The organism is Bacillus sp. UNC322MFChir4.1 (assembly GCF_000746135.1).
GTDB lineage: Bacteria > Bacillota > Bacilli > Bacillales > Bacillaceae_G > Bacillus_A.
In genome coordinates this window covers 389,637-411,679 of sequence record NZ_JQKQ01000001.1, presented here as the reverse complement: position 1 = coordinate 411,679, position 22,043 = coordinate 389,637, and the positions used below count along the sequence as shown (strand labels likewise).

At 37.3% G+C, this 22,043-nt stretch carries 22 protein-coding genes and 1 pseudogene; 21 read left to right on the top strand and 2 right to left on the bottom strand.

Annotation, left to right across the window (positions count from 1 at the left end):
- Positions 1-79 precede the first annotated feature (79 nt).
- Positions 80-1,381, top strand: a complete 1,302-nt coding sequence (spoIVB, locus tag BR72_RS02045; RefSeq protein ID WP_035429513.1) for a SpoIVB peptidase — start codon at positions 80-82, stop codon at positions 1,379-1,381.
- 346 nt (positions 1,382-1,727) lie between these two features.
- A complete protein-coding gene (gene spo0A, locus BR72_RS02040) occupies positions 1,728-2,522 on the top strand; it encodes a sporulation transcription factor Spo0A (protein ID WP_035429512.1) in 795 nt (264 codons plus the stop codon).
- A 392-nt stretch (positions 2,523-2,914) separates the two neighbouring features.
- Here spo0A and BR72_RS25155 read toward each other — a convergent pair whose 3' ends face one another.
- Positions 2,915-3,061 (bottom strand): YycC family protein, encoded by a 147-nt coding sequence (locus BR72_RS25155; protein ID WP_081904752.1) that lies wholly within the window; start codon positions 3,059-3,061, stop codon positions 2,915-2,917.
- A 172-nt stretch (positions 3,062-3,233) separates the two neighbouring features.
- On the opposite strand from BR72_RS25155, the gene BR72_RS02035 reads away from it, so the two are divergent.
- Positions 3,234-3,962 carry a glycerophosphodiester phosphodiesterase gene (locus BR72_RS02035; protein WP_035429511.1) on the top strand — a complete coding sequence of 243 codons (729 nt, stop codon included), beginning with the start codon at positions 3,234-3,236 and terminating at the stop codon, positions 3,960-3,962.
- Between the two features lie 198 nt (positions 3,963-4,160).
- Here BR72_RS02035 and BR72_RS02030 read toward each other — a convergent pair whose 3' ends face one another.
- Entirely contained in the window at positions 4,161-4,394 is a 234-nt protein-coding gene (locus BR72_RS02030; RefSeq protein WP_035429510.1) for a DUF2627 domain-containing protein, read from the bottom strand.
- A 138-nt stretch (positions 4,395-4,532) separates the two neighbouring features.
- On the opposite strand from BR72_RS02030, the gene BR72_RS02025 reads away from it, so the two are divergent.
- The 18 genes and pseudogenes from BR72_RS02025 to BR72_RS01945 all read left to right on the top strand — a co-directional run bounded on the left by BR72_RS02025 (position 4,533) and on the right by BR72_RS01945 (position 22,038).
- Complete coding sequence (locus tag BR72_RS02025) at positions 4,533-6,605, top strand: sigma-54 interaction domain-containing protein (RefSeq protein ID WP_035429509.1); 2,073 nt, start codon at positions 4,533-4,535, stop codon at positions 6,603-6,605.
- 196 nt (positions 6,606-6,801) lie between these two features.
- Positions 6,802-7,701 carry a phosphate butyryltransferase gene (gene yqiS, locus BR72_RS02020; protein WP_035429508.1) on the top strand — a complete coding sequence of 300 codons (900 nt, stop codon included), beginning with the start codon at positions 6,802-6,804 and terminating at the stop codon, positions 7,699-7,701.
- Between the two features lie 104 nt (positions 7,702-7,805).
- On the top strand, positions 7,806-8,906 hold the full coding sequence (locus tag BR72_RS02015; RefSeq protein WP_035429507.1) for a leucine dehydrogenase: 1,101 nt from the start codon (positions 7,806-7,808) through the stop codon (positions 8,904-8,906).
- 87 nt (positions 8,907-8,993) lie between these two features.
- Positions 8,994-10,097, top strand: coding sequence for a butyrate kinase (gene buk / locus BR72_RS02010; RefSeq protein ID WP_035429506.1), 1,104 nt, complete (start codon positions 8,994-8,996; stop codon positions 10,095-10,097).
- A 5-nt stretch (positions 10,098-10,102) separates the two neighbouring features.
- Positions 10,103-11,524, top strand: coding sequence for a dihydrolipoyl dehydrogenase (gene lpdA / locus BR72_RS02005; protein ID WP_035429505.1), 1,422 nt, complete (start codon positions 10,103-10,105; stop codon positions 11,522-11,524).
- A 70-nt stretch (positions 11,525-11,594) separates the two neighbouring features.
- On the top strand, positions 11,595-12,596 hold the full coding sequence (gene bfmBAA, locus BR72_RS02000) for a 3-methyl-2-oxobutanoate dehydrogenase subunit alpha (RefSeq protein ID WP_035429504.1): 1,002 nt from the start codon (positions 11,595-11,597) through the stop codon (positions 12,594-12,596).
- A 13-nt stretch (positions 12,597-12,609) separates the two neighbouring features.
- Positions 12,610-13,593 carry a 3-methyl-2-oxobutanoate dehydrogenase subunit beta gene (gene bfmBAB / locus BR72_RS01995; protein ID WP_035429503.1) on the top strand — a complete coding sequence of 328 codons (984 nt, stop codon included), beginning with the start codon at positions 12,610-12,612 and terminating at the stop codon, positions 13,591-13,593.
- A 15-nt stretch (positions 13,594-13,608) separates the two neighbouring features.
- Positions 13,609-14,922 (top strand): dihydrolipoamide acetyltransferase family protein, encoded by a 1,314-nt coding sequence (locus tag BR72_RS01990; protein ID WP_035429502.1) that lies wholly within the window; start codon positions 13,609-13,611, stop codon positions 14,920-14,922.
- 64 nt (positions 14,923-14,986) lie between these two features.
- Positions 14,987-15,127, top strand: a pseudogene (locus tag BR72_RS25150) (DinB family protein); the annotation flags it as partial.
- Positions 15,128-15,304: 177 nt separating this feature from the next.
- Complete coding sequence (locus tag BR72_RS01985; RefSeq protein ID WP_035429501.1) at positions 15,305-15,556, top strand: hypothetical protein; 252 nt, start codon at positions 15,305-15,307, stop codon at positions 15,554-15,556.
- A gap of 276 nt (positions 15,557-15,832) precedes the next feature.
- Positions 15,833-16,537, top strand: coding sequence for a DUF421 domain-containing protein (locus BR72_RS01980; protein ID WP_035429500.1), 705 nt, complete (start codon positions 15,833-15,835; stop codon positions 16,535-16,537).
- Between the two features lie 76 nt (positions 16,538-16,613).
- Positions 16,614-17,075, top strand: a complete 462-nt coding sequence (locus BR72_RS01975) for an NUDIX hydrolase (RefSeq protein WP_035429499.1) — start codon at positions 16,614-16,616, stop codon at positions 17,073-17,075.
- 277 nt (positions 17,076-17,352) lie between these two features.
- Positions 17,353-17,760, top strand: a complete 408-nt coding sequence (locus tag BR72_RS01970; RefSeq protein WP_035429498.1) for a YjdF family protein — start codon at positions 17,353-17,355, stop codon at positions 17,758-17,760.
- A 144-nt stretch (positions 17,761-17,904) separates the two neighbouring features.
- Positions 17,905-18,318, top strand: coding sequence for a BrxA/BrxB family bacilliredoxin (locus BR72_RS01965; protein ID WP_035429948.1), 414 nt, complete (start codon positions 17,905-17,907; stop codon positions 18,316-18,318).
- A 234-nt stretch (positions 18,319-18,552) separates the two neighbouring features.
- The gene (locus tag BR72_RS01960) at positions 18,553-19,332 is read left to right on the top strand and encodes a transporter substrate-binding domain-containing protein (RefSeq protein ID WP_035429497.1); all 780 of its coding nucleotides are present in this window, start codon (positions 18,553-18,555) and stop codon (positions 19,330-19,332) included.
- Between the two features lie 36 nt (positions 19,333-19,368).
- Positions 19,369-20,028, top strand: a complete 660-nt coding sequence (locus tag BR72_RS01955; protein ID WP_035429495.1) for an amino acid ABC transporter permease — start codon at positions 19,369-19,371, stop codon at positions 20,026-20,028.
- Positions 20,021-20,743, top strand: a complete 723-nt coding sequence (locus BR72_RS01950) for an amino acid ABC transporter ATP-binding protein (RefSeq protein ID WP_035429493.1) — start codon at positions 20,021-20,023, stop codon at positions 20,741-20,743. The genes BR72_RS01955 and BR72_RS01950 overlap by 8 nt, the downstream gene beginning before the upstream one ends.
- A gap of 326 nt (positions 20,744-21,069) precedes the next feature.
- Complete coding sequence (locus BR72_RS01945; RefSeq protein ID WP_035429491.1) at positions 21,070-22,038, top strand: aromatic acid exporter family protein; 969 nt, start codon at positions 21,070-21,072, stop codon at positions 22,036-22,038.
- Positions 22,039-22,043: the final 5 nt, after the last annotated feature.

Here is a 22,043-nt window from a genome sequence, read left to right as displayed (position 1 = left end):
TCCGGTTATAAAGAGAGGGTGGCAAGGAGACATTAAATAATGAAGCCGCTTGGCTGAATGTGGGTTAGGAGCGAGGAGAGTGAAAAGATTGAAATTAGAGCAATTTCGAAAAATCATAGGGATCTGTCTCCTTGTTTCACTTGTCTTTATCGGATGTTATAAACCGATTCGTGAGTTTATTTCATTTCCAAAGCAACTTGTTATATTTCAAAATCAAGATTCAAAAGTATCTTCTTTGCCTGTATTTCAAACAAAATCAACTGATGAAACGGTTTTTACGATTGCTTCTGGGCGTGCTAGTGAAAAAACAATTTCACTAAATACGCATCAAAGTGGAGAAGCCGATATGGTTTATGAGCTTGCAGGATTACCTGTGAAAAAAGTAAATGTGAAAGTACTAAAAGATTTTAAAGTAATTCCAGGCGGGCAATCAATTGGTGTGAAATTAAATGCAAAAGGGGTACTTGTTGTAGGGCATCATTTAATTCAAACAGAAAAAGGGAAAGTATCTCCTGGTGAGCTTGCGGGTGTACAAGTTGGGGATATGATTACTGAAATAAATGGTAAGACAATTGAACGAATGAGTGATATTGCACCATTTATTCATAATAGCGGGAAAACGGGAGAATCGCTTAATCTTGTTTTGTTAAGAGATGGAAAATATATTCGAACAAAATTATCTCCGCAAAAAGATGGTGGGGAACAGTCTTATCGAATTGGATTGTATATTCGTGACTCAGCTGCAGGTATTGGGACAATGACGTTTATTCATCCAGAATCAATGAAATATGGCGCGCTTGGTCATGTGATTTCTGACAATGATACGAAAAAACCAATTCAAGTTGAAGATGGACAAATTGTCCGTTCGACAGTAACATCAATTGAACGCGGTAGTAATGGAGATCCAGGTGAAAAATTAGCAAAATTTTCACCAGATCATGAAGTTATTGGTAATATTACAACGAATAGTCCATTTGGTATTTTTGGTAAGTTAAATACAGAAATGAAAAATGGGATTATGGATGAAGCGCTTCCGATTGCCCTTTCTCATCAAGTAAAAGAAGGGCCTGCGAAAATTTTGACAGTTATTGACCAAGATAAAGTAGAAGCGTTCGATATAGAAATTGTAAGTACAGTTCCGCAAAAGTTCCCTGCAACAAAGGGAATGGTTGTAAAAATTACAGATAAGCGCTTGTTAGAAAAAACAGGTGGGATCGTACAAGGAATGAGCGGTAGTCCTATTGTACAGGATGGGAAATTAGTTGGAGCTGTAACGCACGTATTCGTTAATGATCCAACATCTGGATATGGTGTTCATATTGAGTGGATGTTACATGAAGCGGGAATTAATATTTATACGGATCAGAAAAAAGCAAGCTGAACTTGTATTCAGCTTGCTTTTTTTGTTACTTTTAAATGGAGAAGAAAGAAGGAAAAATCTTCTTATTAATAAAAAAATTTCTTGTTAAGCCGTTGAAATGTTACAAAAGTTTCGCAACGGGTGGATTTTGTTGTAAAATAAAAGTAGAGTATGTATATTCGGCTGTAATCATATGATGGAATATGTAAAAGAACAATAAGAAATGGACGATAAAAATGTTTTTTTGTGATTTTTTCGGAATTTAAGAAAGTTTTAAAGGGGATTTTCACATAATTGTCGAACAATTCATGTAGTCTAGAAGGAAATACTTTTTGCCGGGAGAAACCATTAGTAGGGAGGAAAAGCTGTGGAGAAAATTAAAGTGTGTCTCGTGGATGATAATAAGGAACTTGTATCGATGTTAGAAAGTTATGTTGCTGCACAGGATGATATGGAAGTGATTGGTGTAGCGTATAATGGTCAAGAGTGCTTAAATTTATTAAAAGAGAGACAACCAGATGTACTCGTTCTCGATATTATTATGCCACATTTAGATGGTCTCGCAGTACTAGAAAAAATGCGTCATATTGATCGTTTTAAACAGCCAAATGTTATTATGTTAACAGCATTTGGACAGGAGGATGTGACGAAAAAGGCTGTTGATTTGGGGGCGTCATATTTTATTTTAAAACCATTTGATATGGAAAATTTAACAAGTCATATTCGTCAAGTTAGTGGGAAATCAAGCACTACTATTAAACGACCGCTACCAGCTTTTCGCTCTGTAACAACGTCTGATGGAAAACCAAAAAATTTAGATGCAAGCATTACAAGTATCATTCATGAAATTGGCGTACCAGCTCATATTAAAGGGTATATGTATTTGCGTGAAGCGATTTCTATGGTCTATAACGATATTGAATTACTTGGATCCATTACAAAAGTACTATATCCAGATATCGCAAAGAAATATAATACAACAGCGAGTCGTGTGGAACGTGCGATTCGTCATGCGATTGAAGTTGCGTGGAGCCGTGGGAATATTGATTCCATTTCTTCTTTATTTGGCTATACAGTATCCATGTCAAAAGCGAAACCGACGAATTCCGAATTCATCGCGATGGTTGCAGATAAGTTAAGGCTTGAACATAAGGCGAGTTAATTGTTGATAATATAAGGTTTTTAATGTTTAGTGGTAATGGAAAGTTACCTATACACTTCTTTTCTTACCAACAAATAACGTTAATATAGTTTAAAAAACACCGTCTTTTATTGGTTTGTAAAAATACAAATCAATGGAAGACGGTGTTTTTATATTGTTCAATAGAAGATACAACTATTGCATGGCGTTGGCGATAAATAAAATATTATTAAGGAAAGGGTACAGATTAGTATTGTTGTCCTTTTTTGTATTTCGCTAGTGCTATTAGAGGTTTTCTTTTGAACAGATAGAATATTTAAGTGTTATAAGTCATTGTCGTAATGAATAAGAGGTAATCCCCCGCTGATTAAAGTTTCACTTTATAAGAAAAGTCCTGTACATAACAGGACTGCCTATTCTTTCTCTTGATTTTGTTTTTCTAATTCAACGAGTTTTTGAATTAAAATATGCTGAGGCATATGCATAAGCTGTTCAAGTGGAACGCCGAGAGCTTTAGATAATTTAATAGCTGTCTCTGGTGAAAGTTGTAATGGTCTCATAACAGTACCTCCTTTTTGTATAGTATAACATAAAGTGAAATAAGCATTATTGTAGGGGAATTGATAGCTCATAAGGTTATGTAAATGCCGTATGGAAAATAGATTGTTTCATTTACAACCTGCAATGATTTTGTGCTAACTTTTAAAGTGTGAGGAAATTTGAGGTGAGAAGATGACGCTTATTTTGGGGCACCGCGGAGCCGCGGGGACGTATCCGGAAAATACGATGGTTTCTTTTCGTGCGGCGGAGAAATTTGGGGCTGATGGAATTGAATTAGATGTGCAGTTCACAAAAGATAATAAAATTGTCGTCATTCATGATGAGACAGTAAATCGAACGACAAATGGAAAAGGTGCTGTTCGAAATTATATATATACAGATTTACGTGCGTTAGATGCGAGTTATACATTTTATGATAAGGTCGGTGTGCAGCCCATTCCTTTATTAGAGGAAGTATTAGAGTGGCTGAAAACAAACAAACTTATTCTTAATATTGAATTTAAGAATAATAAGGTGCCGTACCCTGGTTTAGAGGAAGAGGTAATTACACTAATTCGAAAATATAGCATGGAGGAGCGAACGATTCTATCTTCTTTTAATCATTATAGTATGAAAAAGTGTCATATGATGGCTCCTGATATTGAGACGGCGATTTTATACAAGGATGGATTACATAGCCCTTGGGCTTACGCCAAAAAGATGGGAGCGAGTGCTATTCATCCGAACTACCAGTATATTTCGGATGGAGTTGTAGAGTTAACGATGGAAAATGGTGTAGCTGTCCGTCCATATACAATCAATGATGAGGACGTGATGAGGAAGTTTTTTAAGATGAATGTGACGGCTATTATTACAGACTATCCAGAGCGTGCAAAAGGACTATTACAAGGTAAAAAATGAGACCTTTTTTCAGTGAAGGTCTCATTTTTTTTAGAACCTTGAAATTGTGAGGTATTTCAAGGTGAAGAATTCTATTGCGCTATCCGTGTGCTACTTCGGCATTTCTAAAGAAGAAAGATGTGTGCTAACTGTCCGTAAAAGTCCGATTGGTTCAACTAACCATTCGAAGGGAAAGCGCCTTCGAATGGAAGTTTCACTTTATCTTCGAAATCGAGCTTGTACTTTATTTCGTTTTCGGTCGCGGTATAAAACGAAGCCGCCAAAGATATAAAAACCAATCGCAAAACAGAGTACTCCAATTACAAATTGTAGCCATAAGGCAGGGATAGGAGAGAAAAGAATGCCGAAGACAGTATCTCTCATCAGTTTAATGCCTACTACAGCTAGTAAAATCGGGATAACTGCAAATAGGAGAGCGAGATAACGTTGCATAAGGAAGACTCCTTTTCTGAAAATTTGGTATATAAAAAATGATGTAATAATTCATGTTCGTTTGTCAAGAGGTTTTGGAAGAAGTAAGATAAAGGTGTGAAAAATTTTGCAGAGATGCTGCGGGAGGATTGGTAGCATATGAAACAAAGAGCGTTAATTATTGGAGCGGGTGCTGGAGGTAGTGCGATTCTAGGACTGCTACAAAAATCGAATATATTTGAAGTAGTTGCAATTGTAGATATTAATGAAAAAGCAATGGGAATTCAACTTGCAAAGAGTCTTTATATCCCCACCGGGAGTAATTGGGAATTGTTTGTGCGTGAGGATGTTGACGTCATATTTGATATGACAGGTGATTATAGTGTGTATGAACAAGTTTTGGTGAAGAAAAAAGAAGATTCGCTACTTGTCCCAGGGAATGTTGCGAATATTGGTGTGAAGCTTGCGCATGAAAAGGAAAGGTTGATCGGGCAATTAAAAGATCAAACGCAGCAACGGGATCTTATTTTAAATTCCACACACGACGGTATGATTGTGGTTGATAAAGAAGGGCATGTACTATTATTCAATAAAAGTGCGGAACGGATGACGGGATATAAAAGAGAAGAAGTTGTTAATAAATACATTTTAGAAGTGATTCCAACAAGTAAGTTGCTTCGAATTATTCGTACGAAACAAATTGAGATTAATCAAGAGTTAACGTTAGATAATGGGAAGAAAATTATTTCAACGCGTATTCCGATTTTAAATGAAATTGGAGAGGTGCAAGGGGCGTTTGCAGTTTTTAAAGATATTACTGAAATTGTGAATTTGGCCGAAGAAGTAACGGATTTAAAAGAAATTCAAACATTGCTAGAAGCGATTATTCATTCTTCTGAAGAAGCAATTTCTGTTGTCGATGAACAAGGACGAGGACTTGTGATTAACCCGGCTTATACAAAATTAACGGGTCTTTCAGAAGAAGATATTATTGGTAAGCCGGCGACAACGGATATTGTAGAAGGAGAAAGTATGCATATGAAGGTGCTGCGGACACGCCGGGCAGTGCGTGGTATTCATATGAAAATTGGGCAAAAAAAGAGAGATGTTATTGTAAACGTAGCTCCGGTTATTGTTGATGGGATTTTAAAAGGGAGTGTCGGAGTAATTCGCGATGTATCCGAAATTCAAAAATTAACAGACGAATTAAATAGGGCGAGACAAATTATTCGTACGTTGGAAGCAAAGTATTCATTCGACGATATTGTTGGAACGTCAGAGGAAATTGTGGTAGCGATTGAACAAGCAAAACTAGGGGCGAATACACCAGCGACAGTACTTCTTCGGGGAGAGTCAGGAACTGGAAAGGAATTGTTTGCGCATGCTATTCATAATGGCAGCAATCGGAAGTACAATAAGTTTGTTCGTGTAAACTGTGCAGCAATTTCTGAATCGTTATTAGAGAGTGAACTGTTTGGTTATGAAGAAGGTGCGTTTTCAGGAGCGCGTCGCGGGGGGAAACGAGGCTTTTTTGAAGAAGCGAACAATGGAAGTGTTTTTTTAGATGAAATAGGAGAATTGTCTGCGAATACACAAGCGAAGTTACTTCGTGTGTTGCAAGAGAAGGAAATTGTGAGAGTTGGAGGTACGAAGCCGATTCCAATTAATGTTCGAGTGATTGCTGCAACACATGTGAATTTAGAAAAGGCAATTTTAGATGGTGATTTTCGGGAAGATTTATATTATCGGTTAAATAAAATTCCGATTCATATTCCATCACTTGGTCAGCGTAAAGAAGATATTAGTGAAATTGCCGAGCGATTAATTCAAAAGATTAATCAAGATTACGGACGTAATGTTGAGGGATTAACGGAAGCAGCGGTACAGTACTTACAATCATATGATTGGCCGGGAAATGTGCGTGAGCTTGAAAATATTTTAGGACGAGCAATTATTTTTATGAATTATAACGAGATGTATATCGATGTTCATCATTTACCGCCGTTACATCATGAGGAACAACATGAACTTATTGGGAGTAATTTACTTCCTGAAATAGAAGAAAGGCCTCTTGAAAATTTAGTGGCTGAATTTGAGGGGAATATAATTCATGAGTACTTGTCTAGATTTAACGGGAACAAAACAAAAACAGCACAAGCGCTCGGGATTTCGGTTCGGAATTTATATTATAAGTTAGAAAAGTACGAGTGTGCAAAAAATGGCATGCAATAAATTGCACACCACGCAAAGTTTTGCGTGGTGTGCATAATGCGACAATATTAGACAGAATTTTTTGTGTAGTTACAAAATGTTGATTTTTCTACGTTTTGAATGCGTTTTCAAAAATATTTAAACGAAATTAAAAAGTTGGCACGCTATTTGCTTTTAATATAAGCGAGGGACGACGAGGAAGGGTTGATTACAAAATATGAAGTTACAAACTTTAATTGATCAAGCAGCAAAGCAACCGAAAAAAACAGTTGCTGTTGCAGTAGCTGAAGATCATGAAGTAATTGAAGCCGTTGCAAAGGCTGTACAATTACAGTTAGCTCAATTTCGTCTATATGGAAATCAAGAAACAATTATAAGTATGTTACAAGAGCATGGATTAGGACCTTCAGAACATATTGAAGTAATCTCTACTACATCTAGCGCAGAAGCTGCTGAATTAGCGGTAAAGGCTGTAAGAGGTGGAGAAGCGGACGTACTTATGAAGGGTAATATTCCAACAGCTAACATTTTGAAAGCAGTATTAAATAAAGAATGGGGTCTTCGCAAAGGCAGTGTATTATCACACGTTGCAACTTTTGAAGTACCGAATTACGATCGCTTTATCATCGTGACAGATGCAGCGATGAATATCGCTCCAGATGTACAGCAAAAAGCGGCGATTGCACAAAATGCAGTTGAAGTTGCCCGGGCAATAGGAGTAGAAGTACCAAAAGTAGCTCCGATTGCTGCTGTAGAAGTTGTGAATCCTGCAATGCAAGCAACGATTGATGCAGCAATGTTAACGCAAATGAATCGCCGGGGTCAAATTAAAAATTGTATCATTGACGGGCCACTTGCATTAGATATTGCTGTTTCACAAATTGCAGCAGAGCATAAAGGAATTCAAAGCGATGTAGCTGGTAAAGCAGATATTTTACTCGTCCCAACAATTGAAGCTGGAAATGTATTATATAAATCGCTTGTATATTTTGCAGATGCAAAAGTAGGAGCGATTATCGCTGGAGCGAAAGCACCGATTGTGTTAACATCTCGTGCAGATTCAGCAGAAACAAAAGTGTATTCATTAGCATTGGCAGTTACGACTGCTTCTAAATAAACTTTCTTGCAACACATGTTTTATTTTCATTTATGGTTAAGGAAATGAATCCGATATAACGGACTAAAATTGAAAAGGGTAAACATATCAAGGGGGAAATTATAATGACATTAGAAATTTTCAAATACTTAGAAACTTACGATTACGAGCAAGTAGTGTTCTGTCAAGATAAAGAATCAGGATTAAAAGCAATTATTGCAATTCATGACACAACTCTTGGACCAGCTCTTGGCGGAACAAGAATGTGGACATACGACTCTGAAGAAGCTGCAATTGAAGATGCTCTACGTCTTGCAAAAGGTATGACATATAAAAATGCAGCAGCTGGTTTAAACTTAGGTGGTGCAAAAACAGTTATTATCGGCGATCCACGCAAAGATAAGAGCGAAGCAATGTTCCGTGCATTAGGTCGTTACATTCAAGGATTAAATGGTCGTTACATCACAGCTGAAGATGTTGGTACAACTGTAGATGATATGGACATTATTCATGAAGAAACAGATTTCGTAACAGGTATCTCACCTTCATTCGGTTCTTCTGGTAACCCATCTCCAGTAACTGCTTACGGCGTATACGTTGGTATGAAAGCAGCTGCAAAAGAAGCGTTTGGTACAGATAGCTTAGAAGGTAAAGTAATTGCTGTTCAAGGTGTGGGAAATGTAGCTTATCACTTATGCAAACACCTACATGCAGAAGGTGCGAAATTAATCGTTACAGATATTAATAAAGAAGCAGTACAACGTGCTGTAGAAGAATTTGGTGCAAGTGCTGTTGAGCCAAATGAAATTTACGGTGTAGAATGTGACATCTATGCACCATGTGCATTAGGAGCAACAGTAAACGATGATACAATTCCACAATTAAAAGCGAAAGTAATTGCTGGTTCTGCAAATAACCAATTAAAAGAAGATCGTCACGGTGATATCGTTCATGAAATGGGCATCGTATATGCACCAGACTATGTAATTAATGCAGGTGGTGTAATTAACGTAGCGGACGAGTTATACGGATACAATAGAGAGCGTGCATTAAAACGTGTAGAAGCAATTTATGACACAATTGAAAAAGTAATCACAATTTCAAAACGTGATGGTGTGCCAACATATGTAGCAGCAGATCGTCTTGCTGAAGAGCGCATCGCAAGCTTAAAAAATACACGCAGCACATTTTTAAGTAACGGCCATAATATTTTAAGCCGTCGCTAATTCATAGAAAAAATAAATGTGAAAGCAGTAGCGACTTCATTTTGCAGTTGCTACTGTCTTTCTGAATAAATGGTGGAGGGAGCAGCCTTGTCCGTGAATCGAATTCTTGTCATTAATCCTGGTAGCACATCTACGAAGATTGGTGTTTTTGATAATGAAAGACCTGTTTTAGAAGAAACAATTCGTCATGATGAAGAACAGATTGGGAAATATAAGCGTATCATTGATCAATATGAATTTCGTAAGCAAACTATTTTAGAGGTTCTTCATTCTCATGGCATTAATATTTCTAAGTTAAATGCTGTATGTGGTCGCGGCGGACTACTTCGTCCGATTAAAGGCGGTACGTATACAGTAAACGAAGCAATGCTAGAAGATTTGAAAAATGGTTATAGTGGCCATCATGCTTCTAATTTAGGTGGGATTTTAGCGTATGAAATTGCTTCTGGACTTAACATTCCATCGTTTATTGTTGATCCAGTAGTTGTAGATGAAATGGAAGATATTGCTCGTATTAGTGGGATAGCAGGCATGGAGCGAAGAAGTATTTTTCATGCGCTAAACCAAAAAGCAGTAGCTCGTACAGTTGCAAAAGAACTTGATCGTAAATATGAAGATTTAAATTTAATCATTGCACATATGGGCGGCGGTATTTCAGTTGGTTCTCATAAAGAAGGAAAAGTTATTGATGTAAATAACGGTTTAAATGGAGAGGGACCATTCAGCCCAGAGCGTGCAGGAACGGTTCCAGTAGGTCAGCTTGTAGAAATGTGTTTCTCTGGCGACTATTACCGTGATGAAATGATGAAAAAAATCGTTGGACAAGGTGGCTTAGTAAGCTTACTTGGTACAAATGATGCAATTAAAGTAGAGAAAATGGTAGAACAAGGCGATCCAGAAGCAACGCTTGTTTATACAGCAATGGCATATCAAGTTGCAAAAGAGATCGGTGCGGCAAGTGCAGTTCTTCATGGTAAAGTAGATGCCGTTGTTTTAACAGGCGGGCTTGCATACAGTAAAATTCTTGTTGATGAAATTAAAGAACGCGTTCATTGGATTGCAGATGTTATTGTGCATCCGGGTGAAGATGAATTACAAGCATTAGCAGAAGGTGCACTTCGTGTACTTCGTGATGAAGAAACTGCAAAAGAGTATGCACTGCGTGAAAAAGAAACAGTAGCTAGGGGTTGAGTGATATGGCAAAAGAATACGATTTAGTCATCGTTGGCGGTGGTACAGGCGGATATGTCGCTGCTATTCGTGCATCACAATTAGGATTAACAACAGCGCTTGTTGAAAAAGAAAACCTAGGTGGTACTTGCTTACACAAAGGATGTATTCCTAGTAAAGCGTTACTTCGCAGTGCTGAAGTTTTTGCAACTGCGAAAAAAGGTGAAGAATTCGGCGTTGTAACAAGCAATGTAGAATTGAATTTTGCAAAAGTACAAGAACGTAAAGAAAAAATCGTTAGCCAACTTCATAAAGGTGTTCAGCATTTAATGAAGCAAGGGAAAATTGATGTGTACGAAGGAATTGGTCGTATTCTAGGTCCATCTATTTTCTCACCGATGCCAGGTACGATTTCTGTTGAATTAGCAAGCGGAGAAGAGAATGAAATGCTTATTCCGAAAAATGTAATCGTTGCAACAGGATCACGTCCAAATTCTTTACCAGGACTTGAACTTGATGGTGAATATGTCATGTCATCCGATCACGCCCTAAAAATGGAAACACTTCCTAAATCTATTATTATTGTTGGTGGCGGCGTAATTGGTATTGAGTGGGCATCTATGCTTGCAGATTTCGGCGTAGAAGTAACTGTACTTGAATATGCAAAACACGTCTTGCCGCTTGAAGATCAAGATGTTTCTAAGGAAATGCAACGTTTGCTTAAGAAAAAAGGCATTAAAGTTGTAACTGGTGCAAAAGTGTTACCAGAAACTTTAGTAAAAGATAACGGTGTAACGATTCAAGCTGAATTGAATGGTGCAAATAAAGAATTTAAAGCTGAAAAAATGCTTGTATCTGTTGGCAGACAAGCAAACACACAAAATATCGGCTTAGAAAATACAGATATCGTTGTTGAAAAAGGCTATATTCAAACAAATGAATATTATCAAACGAAAGAATCGCACATCTATGCGATTGGTGATGTAATTGGTGGCCTACAACTTGCACATGTTGCTTCACATGAAGGAATTGTAGCGGTTGAACATATTGCTAGAAAAGAACCGATGCCAATTGATTACTCGATGGTATCTAAATGTGTATATAGCAGCCCAGAAGTTGCTTCTGTCGGTTTAACAGAGCAAGAAGCAAAAGAAAAAGGTTACAAATTAAAAGTAGGTAAATTTTCATTCCGTGCAATCGGTAAAGCGCTTGTATATGGAGAATCTGATGGTTTTGTAAAACTTGTTGTTGATGAAGAAACAAATGATATTCTTGGTGTTCATATGATTGGACCGCACGTAACAGATATGATCTCAGAAGCAGGTCTTGCAAGAGTATTAGACGCAACACCTTGGGAAGTTGCACATACAATTCATCCACATCCATCATTATCAGAAGCGATTGGTGAAGCTGCGTTAGCAGTTGATGGGAAAGCGTTACACGGCTAAAAGAAATAGCGAGTGTATTGTTCTTGCTTTATAATAGAGCGGGGTAAAAAGGATTTAGGAGGGTGTTAAAATGGCTGAAGTAAAAGAAAAACGCCATGAAGAGCTTGGATTAAGCGATGAGCAAGTATTAGAAATGTATCGCACGATGTTACTCGCACGTAAAATTGACGAGCGTATGTGGTTATTAAACCGCGCGGGGAAAATCCCGTTTGTAATTTCTTGTCAAGGACAAGAAGCTGCACAGGTAGGAGCAGCGTTTGCGCTGGATCGTGAAAAAGACTACGCACTACCTTACTATCGTGATATGGGTGTGGTGTTAGCATTCGGTATGACAGCGAGAGAGCTTATGTTATCTGGATTTGCAAAAGCAGAAGATCCAAACTCTGGCGGACGTCAAATGCCTGGACACTTTGGACAAAAGAAAAATCGCATCGTAACAGGTTCTTCACCAGTTACAACGCAAGTACCACATGCAGTAGGTATTGCGTTAGCAGGAAAGATGGAAGGAAAAGATTTAGTAACATTTGTTACATTTGGTGAAGGTTCTTCCAACCAAGGTGATTTCCATGAAGGTGCAAACTTTGCTGGAGTACACAAGTTACCTGTTATTTTCATGTGTGAAAATAACAAATATGCAATCTCGATTCCTGTTGAAAAACAATTAGCATGTAAAAATGTATCTGACCGTGCAATCGGTTATGGTATGCCAGGATACACAGTAGACGGAAATGATCCGCTTGAAGTATATAAAGCTGTAAAAGAAGCAGCAGGTCGCGGACGCCGTGGTGAAGGTCCAACATTAATTGAAACAGTATCTTATCGTTTAACAGCACACTCTAGTGATGACGATGATCGTGTTTATCGTGACCGAGAAGAAGTAGAAGAAGCTAAGAAAAAAGATCCAATCTATACATTTGCAAATTACTTAAAAGAAGTAGGCATTTTAACAGAGGAATCTGAAAAACAAATGTTAGATGATATCATGCATATCGTAAACGAAGCAACAGAATATGCAGAAAATGCTCCGTATGCAGATCCAGAGTCTGCATTAAAGCACGTATACGCGGAATAAGGGGGAACGTTTCATGGCTGTTATGTCTTATATTGACGCGATTACATTAGCAATGCGCGAAGAAATGGAACGCGATGAGAAAGTATTTGTATTAGGAGAAGACGTTGGTAAAAAAGGCGGCGTATTTAAAGCGACAAATGGATTATATGATCAATTTGGTGAAATGCGCGCACTTGATACACCACTTGCAGAATCTGCAATTGCTGGGGTAGCAATCGGTGCAGCGATGTATGGAATGCGCCCAATTGCAGAAATGCAATTTGCTGACTTCATTATGCCAGCGGTGAACCAAATTGTTTCCGAGGCAGCAAAAATTCGTTATCGCTCTAACAATGATTGGACTTGCCCAGTAACAATCCGTGCACCATTTGGCGGCGGTGTTCATGGTGCATTGTATCATTCTCAATCTGTAGAAGCACTTTTTGCGAACCAACCTGGTTTAAAAATTGTAATTCCTTCTACACCATATGATGCAAAAGGTTTATTAAAAGCAGCAATTCGTGATGAAGATCCAGTATTGTTCTTTGAACATAAACGTGCATATCGCTTAATTAAAGGTGAAGTGCCGGAAGATGATTATGTATTACCAATTGGAAAAGCAGACGTAAAACGTGAAGGTGACGATATTACTGTTATTACATACGGATTATGTGTTCACTTTGCTCTTCAAGCTGCTGAAAAATTAGCACAAGATGGCATCTCTGCTCACGTTCTTGATTTACGTACTGTATATCCATTAGATAAAGAAGCAATTATTGAAGCAGCTTCAAAAACAGGTAAAGTTCTTCTTGTAACGGAAGATAATAAAGAAGGAAGCATTATGAGTGAAGTAGCGGCAATTATCGCTGAAAATTGCTTATTTGATCTTGATGCACCAATTGCTCGTCTTGCAGGTCCAGACGTTCCAGCAATGCCATATGCACCAACAATGGAAAAATTCTTTATGGTGAATCCAGATAAAGTTGAAAAAGCAATGCGCGAACTTGCGGAATTTTAATCGGGGGGACTATACATGGCTGTAGAAAAAATTACAATGCCTCAGCTTGGGGAGAGTGTAACAGAGGGTACAATTAGTAAGTGGCTTGTTTCTGTTGGTGATCACGTAAATAAATATGATCCACTTGCAGAAGTAATGACAGATAAAGTAAATGCGGAAGTACCTTCCTCTTTCAGTGGGGTTGTAACAGAATTAATCGCTGGCGAAGGTGATACACTAGCTGTCGGTGAAGTGATTTGTATGATTCAAGTTGAGGGAGCAAATGAAGTAGCTGCAACAGCTGTAGAAGAGAAAACGAAAGAGGCGCCAAAAGCAGAGGTAGCTGCACCGGTATCAGCACCGAAGGCAAAGCAACCAACTGATGGTAAACCGCGTTTTTCACCAGCTGTATTAAAGCTTGCAGGTGAACATAATATTGACCTAGATGCAGTAGTAGGTACAGGAGCAAATGGTCGTATTACACGTAAAGATATTTTAACATTAGTTGAGTCTGGCAATATTCCACAAGTAGGTGCGAAGCAAGAAGCTACGCCAATTACACAAGAAGCACCAAAAGCAGCAGCTGCATCGGCACCAGCAGCTCCTAAAGCAGAAGTGGCAAAACCGGTATCTGTACCAACAGTACCTGGAGATATTGAAATCCCAGTGACTGGTGTTCGTAAAGCAATTGCTGCAAACATGCTACGCAGTAAACATGAAGCACCACACGCCTGGATGATGATTGAAGTGGATGTAACAGATCTTGTTTCATACCGTAATTCAATTAAAGGTGAATTTAAAAAGCGTGAAGGCTTTAATTTAACATTCTTTGCATTCTTCGTAAAAGCTGTTGCACAAGCTTTAAAAGAATACCCACAAATTAATTCTATGTGGGCTGGCGATAAAATTGTTCAGAAGAAAGATATTAACCTTTCGATCGCAGTTGCAACTGACGATGAATTATTCGTTCCAGTTATTAAGCATGCTGATGAGAAAACAATTAAAGGTATCGCTCGTGAAATTACTGAACTTGCAACAAAAGTACGTACGAAATCATTAAAAGCTGACGAAATGCAAGGTGGAACATTTACGATTAATAACACAGGATCATTTGGTTCTGTTCAATCTATGGGTATTATTAACTATCCACAAGCAGCAATTTTACAAGTAGAATCTATCGTGAAACGTCCAGTAATTATGGATAACGGTATGTTCGGTGCACGTGATATGGTTAACTTATGCCTATCCCTTGACCACCGCGTATTAGACGGATTCATTTGCGGTAAGTTCTTAGGACGCGTAAAAGAAATTCTTGAAAATACATCTGCAGATAATACTTCTGTATATTAATGAAAAAAGCTCGCCAATTGGCGGGCTTTTTTACATATTCAATTTCTCCATATAAGTCGCTCCAGAATGTACACACGGAGAGATCATACGTCATGTCATTGTTCAAGAAATTCACCATATCGGTCAGTTATCTATATGGGCACGTGAAATAGGTAAGGAGCCTGTTTCCGCAAATTTGAGAGGAAGAGGGCTATTCGATAATTAGACTGCCTTTGCCAATTTCGCAATCGGGCCATTTAGTGTAAGAAGAGAAATGAAAATCCATCTCCCTTTATGTCTTAGTTAACACAAACTGTGAATAAAATATTAAAAGAAAACAAGTGAACAAACTGATTTTTTTGAATGTAATGTTCGAAACTAAAATAAGTAGGGAGACGGTGCAATGAGCGAAATAGATAAACAAAATAGATTAAGTAAAGAACCTTTTGCCCATCAAATAACGAAAAAAGGAACGGTAATAATCTATTACGAAGGTAAACAAATTAAAATTGTTAAGGATAGGGAGGCAGAGCGTCTTATAGCAAGAATCAAAGAGGTTGAAGATAATATAACAGCAGTACAGTTATTGTTAGCTAAAATTACGGGTAACTTTAAACGTGGTAATGAGAAATTTGGTAAAAATAAAAGTAAATAAACTAAGCCTTTACTTTGTAGTTCGCAAACAATGTTGGAGGGTTTAATAATCGGATGTTATTTTTTGAATAAAACTTAGATTTTTAAACGACTGTATTGTTATATTTTTTAGTGTAGTGAAGTGAAGTATCTTACATCAAGAGTAAACAACTATATTTTTAACCTCGTCCTAAATTTAGAACGGGGTTATAGTTGAAACTTTATAATGTTTTTTACATAGACAATATAATTAAACGCAAACTAAAAGGAGGAATTTAATTAAGGGGTGCCATCTATTATGCATATGCACATATTTGAAGGAGCAAAGCATCTTTCGAGTTTCGAGTGGATGCTCCGTGCTATAGTGGCATATATATTTTTAATTATTGTGGCAAAAGCGATGGGACAACGCTCTATTGCCCAGCTTCGTTTTTTAGATCTTATTCTCGTGCTATTATTAGAGGGAAATCTAACGAATGCATTGTCTGATGAAAAAGTAGGTCTTTTGGGTTCTATGATTACATCGTTTATTCTCGTCGTACTTCATATAGTAAGTTCTATTTTGACATTAAAGTGGGATCGGTGGAGACGGTTTTTAGAGCCTGCACCCATTATTCTTATACATAATGGTTCCGTTCAGTTAAATAATTTAAAGAAAGCGCGGATTACAGTCGAGTATTTATTTTCTGAGCTGAGATTGCAAGGTATAACAGATATTCAAACAGTAAAACTAGCTTTATGGGAAGCAAGTGGGGTTGTTTCTGTATTTCAATATGCGGCACATGAAACAGTGTCTCGAAAAGATATGAAAATATACACAGAACAATCACCTATTACATTTATCTTAATAAAGAATGGGAATATTCAAAAGGATGTTCTCGCTTTAATAGAGAAAACAGAAGAGTGGGTAAAAGACGAGTTAAAGCAGAAAGTACCAATTCAATCGATTCAATTAGCAACGGTAGATGAAAAGGGACAAATAAATATTTTGCTTAAAAAGTAAAAAAATGATCATTTTTCCATTTTATACATATGATACAATGGTGTGGACAAGGAAATAAAAAGAAGGGTTTGTTGAAATGGGATATGTGGAGGAATTACGGAAAGTAGTTGGTCATCGCCCGTTAATTTTAGTCGGTTCAGTTGTTCTTGTATTGAATAAAGATGGGGAAGTATTATTACAACAAAGACAAGAACCGCATGGAAAATGGGGCCTTCCTGGTGGATTAATGGAGCTGCGGGAGTCACCAGAAGAAACTGCATACCGTGAAGTGTATGAAGAGACAGGCATTCATGTGAAGAATTTGCAGCTTATTAATGTGTTCTCAGGTGCAAAACATTTTGTGAAACTAGAAAACGGCGACGAGTTTCAAGCAGTAACGACTGCATATTATACGCATGATTATGAAGGAGAACCTACTGTAAACAAAGAGGAAGCGATACAAGTAAAGTTTTTTCCGATTACAGAATTGCCAGAGTATATTGTAGGATCGCATAAAAGAATGATTGAAGTATATGTAGAAATGATGCAAAATAAGTGAAAATTGTAATATAATGGTGAAAGAGATGCGAAAACACAGTTCCGGTTGGTAGTCCGGACGCATAATTTTTTTAATCCCGCTACTAACGGGCAGTAGCCCCCTACCTTAAGATTCAGAGAAAGCGAAGAGGGAAGGGGATAACTGCCCGTAAGAGCCCGATTGGTTCAACTAATTAGCAGCAAAAAATCGTGCTGCTAAAAGTTTCACTTTATGTCAGTAACCTTCCCCTCCGGGATGTCCAGCATTTCTGAATATGCTTGTAAAGGAGGGACTGTCAGTGAAATTGACAGTATATCATGACGGTCAGTATTTTGTAGGAATGATTGAGCGAGAAGAAAAAGGGAAGTTGTATGCAGTACGGCACATTTTTGGTGCTGAACCGTCTGATGAAGAAGTGTTTTTGTTTGTAAATGATACGTTATTACCGTATTTTAATCGTTATGCGAAATGCGGAGTAGAAATGAAACAGCAAAAGCGTCCGAAAAATGTAAAGCGCATGATTCGGCAAGCAGCAAAGGAATTAAACAGTTCAAAGTTTACGAAAGCACAAGAAGCGATTCAGTTATCGTATGAAGTGCATAAGAAAGAAAAGCAAGTGCAATCGAAAGAAATACGAGAAATGGAAAAGCGGAAAAAGCGTGCGTTAAAAGTGCAAAAAGCGAAACAGAAGCATCGTGGTCATTAAGGAAAACGTCTTAGAGTCCTTTCTCTAAGACGTTTTTCTTAATGGCAAAGCAAGTAAGTTTACTTGTGTTTTCGAAATCATTACTGGTAATATACAAATAGGTATATAAGAGGAGGGAAAGCTTTGATTAACTTCAACTTTTTTATGAATGACGTTGTTCGTCAAGCGCGTGAAGAAATCGTGGCAGCTGGTTATGCAGAATTAACAACGCCAGAAGCTGTAGAGGAAGCACTGCAAAAGAAAGGTACAACACTTGTAATGATAAATTCTGTATGCGGCTGTGCAGGAGGAATTGCTCGTCCAGCAGCAGCTCATTCTATTCATTATGATAAACGTCCAGATCATCTTGTTACTGTGTTTGCAGGTCAAGATAAAGAGGCAACAGCACGTGCCCGTGAATATTTTGAAGGATATCCGCCATCTTCTCCATCGTTTGCACTATTGAAAGATGGAAAGATCATGACGATGGTTGAGCGTCATGAAATTGAAGGTCATGAGCCAATGCAAGTTATTGCGAAATTACAATCGTATTTTGAAGAACATTGTGATGAAATGTAATATGCGTTTTTGGAGCCGTTAAGAATATAATCTTAGCGGCTCTTTTTTATGCATAAAATAAGTTCATTATGCATATAATTATGCAGTGTATAATGATTGATTTCCGTTATGGAGAGAAAAATAAATTTATTTTTATTTTATTTATTGCATAAAAATAAATTTATTGCTACAATACATTCATCGAATAAGTATTCTATAAAATAAATAAATATGCATCAATTAGGAGGGACAGTAATGAAGAAGTTTTTATCAATTTCAGTTGCACTTATTTTAATCATGAGTATATTCACTGCTTGTAGTAAGGATGGAAATGCAGGAAGTGATAATAAAAAGAAAGTGTTAGTTATGGGAACGTCTGCAGATTACAAACCGTATGAATACGTGGATGCAAAAAAGAGTGAAGACATTATCGGTTTTGATATCGATGTTATGAACTATATTAGTAAAGAATTAGGTTATAAAGTGAAAGTCAAAGATATGGACTTTGGTGGGCTGTTAGCATCATTAGAGGCTGGGAAAGTTGACTTTGTTATGGCGGGAATGACACCGACAGCAGAGCGTAAGAAAAATGCTGATTTTACAGAAATTTATTTTGTCGCTAAAAATGTAATCATTTCTAAAGAAGGTTCAAATATTAAAACGTTGCAAGATCTACAAGGAAAAAAAGTAGGAGTACAAACAGGATCTATCCAAGAAGAAAAGGCGAAAGATTTACAAAAACAAGTATCGTTCCAATCTGAAGGACGTGATCGTGTACCAGAACTAATTCAAGAAATTCAAGCAGGACGTTTTGATGCAATTATTTTAGAAGATACAGTAGCAAAAGGATATTTAGAAAAAAATAAAGCGTTAAAGAGTGTGGAAATTCCAGAAGCTGCAGATGAAGCTGGTTCAGCAATTGCGCTTCCGAAAAATAGTGATAAGACAGAAGAATTTAATAAAGTAATTAAGAAAATGAAAGAAAATGGAGAAATGGATAAATTAGTGAAGAAATGGTTTGGCGGCGATAAATAAGCCGCCTTTCCTTCTTCTGGAGAGGACTGACTGAAAATGAACTTGGATTTTTCGCAAATAGCGCCTTCAATACCATATATATTGAAGGGGTTAGAAGTTACATTAAAAATTGTTGTGGTTGCTTCTTTGCTTGGTTTTGCGCTAGGTACGTTATTAGCGCTTTGTAAAATTGCTAGAATAAAAGTTTTAAGTATAATTGCTGATTTTTATACATCTCTTTTTCGTGGTACACCGCTTGTACTACAATTAATGATTATTTATTACGGATTTCCGCAAATAACAGGATATGATATTTCAGCGTTTTTAGCAGCAGTGTTAGCATTTAGCTTAAATTCAGGCGCATACATGTCAGAAGTGATTCGTGCTGGAATTCAAGCGGTTGATAAAGGACAAACAGAAGCGGCAATGGCACTTGGTATTCCATATGGTAAAATGATGCGAAATATTATTTTACCGCAAGCATTAAAAAATATTTTACCGGCACTAGTAAATGAATTTGTTACATTAACAAAAGAGTCTGCGGTTGTGACTGTAATCGGTGCAACAGATTTAATGCGCCGTGCGTATATTGTTGGCGGTGAGACATTGTCTTATTTTGAGCCGCTTTTATTTGTCGGCATGATTTATTATATTCTTGTTATTATTCTTACATTCGTTGGGAAAGCAGTTGAAGGGAGAATGAAGAAAAGTGATTAAAATTAATGACCTTCACAAATCATTTGGAAATAACGAAGTATTAAAAGGGATTACAACAACAATTGGACAAGGTGAAGTGGTTGCAATTATTGGACCATCTGGATCAGGGAAATCAACGTTTTTACGTTGCATGAATGTATTAGAAGTACCATCTAGTGGACAAATTTTGATTGGTGGTCAGGATGTAACGAATCCGAATACAAATATTATGGAAGTTCGTCAGCATGTTGGAATGGTGTTTCAGCATTTTCACTTATTTCCTCATATGACAGTGCTAGAAAATATAACGTATGCTCCTCTTACTGTAAAAGGTACCGTAAAGGAAGAGGCAGTAAAAAAAGCTGAAGAATTATTAGAAAAAGTGGGATTACTTGAGAAAAAGGATGCCTATCCGAATCGCCTTTCTGGTGGACAGAAACAGCGTGTTGCAATTGCAAGAGCATTGGCAATGGAACCTGACGTTATGCTATTTGATGAACCGACTTCAGCACTAGATCCGGAAATGGTGAAAGAAGTATTAGAAGTTATGAAATCTCTTGCAACGACAGGAATGACGATGGCAATCGTTACGCATGAAATGGGATTTGCAAAAGAAGTAGCAGACCGTGTGCTCTTTTTAGATGGTGGAAAACTTGTAGAAGATGCGAAGCCGGAGAAATTTTTTACAGCACCGGAAAGCAAACGTGCCCAAGAATTTTTGCAAAAAATGTTGTAACATGTAAACGTTACGTGAATAATAAGGGAAAAAGGATGACATTATGTCATCCTTTTCTTTATACTTACTTTATGTTGAAAGGTAACTACTCAGCCATACATTTCATTTTTCATTTTCCGGCATATAAATTGCTACCATGAAGATAAAAATGGCAATGCATCTCGCTGCCTGTCTTTGTTTTAAAACTTTGCGAGTGGCAGGAAAAGGCACTGACCGCTACTATACATAGCCAGTCCCTCCCAGGCCATTTAAAAAGATGCTTTTCTATCGTTTTTTCATAGAGTGACTGAGTAGTTATGTTGAAAGTACATAATAGGAGCGTTAACATGTTTAAAATTGGATATCGAACAGTGAAAACAGCAGCTGGAACTGCCTTGGCTGTGTGGATTGCTCAATTACTTCATTTGGAGTTTAGTAGCACGGCTGGCATTCTTGTCATTTTATGTGTACAAAATACAAAAAGAAAATCATTAGAAGTATCTATTCATCGCTTTGTAGCTTGCTTACTTTCTCTGGTGTTTGCATTTTTTATTTTTGAATCGATAGGATATACACCGTTGGCACTTGGAGTTTTATTACTTCTGTTTATTCCAAGTGCAGTTATGCTTAAGATTCAAGAGGGGATTGTTACAAGCGCTGTTATTGTTATGCATTTATATTCATTGCAAAAAATTACGTGGTCCATTGTTGGAAATGAGATTGCCATTTTAACGGTTGGAATTAGCGTTGCTTTATTAATTAATTTGTACATGCCAAGTGTTGAAAATGAGTTGGAAGCGTATCAACAAAAAGTAGAAGCGAATTTTAAAACGATCCTTTTGGAAATGGCCGCATATTTAAGAAATCGTGAAAGTGTGTGGAATGGAAAAGAGTTAATTGAAACGGTAACATTACTTGAGAGAGCAAAAGAAGTATCTTTTATAAAGCTGGAAAATCAGTTTATGCGTGAAGATGATTATTACTATCGTTATTTTCAAATGCGTCAGCAACAGTTTGAAATTTTAGAAAGAGTTATGCCGCTAGTTGCTTCGTTATCTTGGTCATATGAACAAGCGGGTATGGTAGCGGATGTAATTGAAAATGTCGGGAATGCAATCCGCCCAGAAAGTACAGGGGTTATATCATTAAGACAGCTTCAAGAGATGCGAGAAATCTTTCGAGAAATGCCGCTCCCAGAAACACGAGAAGAATTTGAAACGCGTGCTAAGCTCGTTCAGCTCGTCTATGAAATAGAACAATTTATACTCATTAAAAGTCAATTTATAGGGAAATATAACATCAAAGAATTAATATAAGAAGG